At 58.7% G+C, this 1,313-nt stretch carries 1 pseudogene; it reads left to right on the top strand.

The features are described 5' to 3' along the window. The first annotated feature begins 68 nt into the window (after positions 1–68). Positions 69–1,253 (top strand): annotated as a pseudogene (locus tag JK202_RS16155) (IS3 family transposase). Positions 1,254–1,313: the final 60 nt, after the last annotated feature.

Raw genomic sequence — 1,313 nt, 5'->3', positions numbered from 1 at the left:
CCAGAGGTGGCCCCCATTTTTCGGACAGGTGTCTAAGCTATAATCCGACCTGAGAGAGGACGGGTTTTATGGGCAAGGTTACGCGCAAGAGGTATGCAGCGGAGTTCAAATCACGGGTTGCGCTGGAGGCGATCCGCGGGGAGCTGACGCTGGCGGAACTGGCTTCGAAACATGGTGTGCATCAGACGATGATTGCTCAGTGGAAGCGCCAGGCAGTCGAGGGCATGGCGGCAACCTTTTCGGGGAAGACGGTGTCTGATCCCCCGGTCAGCCCTGCTGATGTGGAGAAACTACACGCGAAGATAGGCGAGCTTCTCGTGGAACGGGATTTTTTACGCGATGCCTCTGCTCGGTTGGGCGTGATCAGAGGCGGCAAATGATCGACCTAAAGCGACCTCGGCTATCGGTGGTGCGGCAGTGCACGCTGCTACAACTCAACCGGTCGGGCGTGTACTATCGGCCTGTGCCACAGAACGAGGCCAATCTGGCGTTGATGCGGCTGATCGACGCCCAGTTCCTGGAAACGCCGTATATGGCTCGCGGCAAATGACATGGCATCTGCGCCGCCTGGGACATGAAGTCGGTCGCAAGCGGGTCCGGCGGCTCATGGCGATTATGGGCTGCGGGCGATCTACCAGAAGCCACGCACGAGTGTGCCGCATCCGGAGCATCGGAAATATCCGTATCTGCTGCGGGATCTGGTCATCGACCGGCCCAACCAGGTCTGGTGTTCCGACATCACGTATATCCCCATGAAACGGGGATTTCTCTATCTCGTGGCCATCATGGACTGGTTCACGCGCAAGGTCCTGTCCTGGCGTCTGTCGAACACGATGGACGCGGAGTTCTGTATCGAGGCGCTCCGAGATGCGCTGATGCGCTACGGCACCCCGGAAATTTTCAATACTGACCAGGGCTCACAATTCACGACGCCCCGTTTTACCGGGCTCCTGGAAGAGCGTCAGATCCGCATCAGCATGGATGGACGTGGGCGCTGGCTGGATAACGTGTTCATCGAGCGTCTGTGGCGGTCGCTGAAATACGAATGCGTCTACCTGCACGCCTTTGAGACCGGATCAGAACTTCGAGTGGGGCTCACGAAATGGATCACCCATTATAACGGGCAGCGTCCGCACGCGGCACTGGCTGGACGCACGCCCGATGAGGCGTATCATGACGTGCCGACGCCCTCTGGTCCGGGGTTAACCCCGGACCAGAGGGCTAACAGCAGCGCCGTCAGAATGGCGGCATGACAACAACCGGGTATAGCTTATTCAAACCCAAAAACTGTCCAAACAGACGGAGCCACCTCT

Source organism: Gluconobacter sp. Dm-62 (assembly GCF_018256155.1).
Taxonomy (GTDB): Bacteria; Pseudomonadota; Alphaproteobacteria; order Acetobacterales; family Acetobacteraceae; genus Gluconobacter.
Note: the sequence above shows the minus strand (reverse complement) of the source record. Positions and strands in the feature narration are given on the sequence as shown.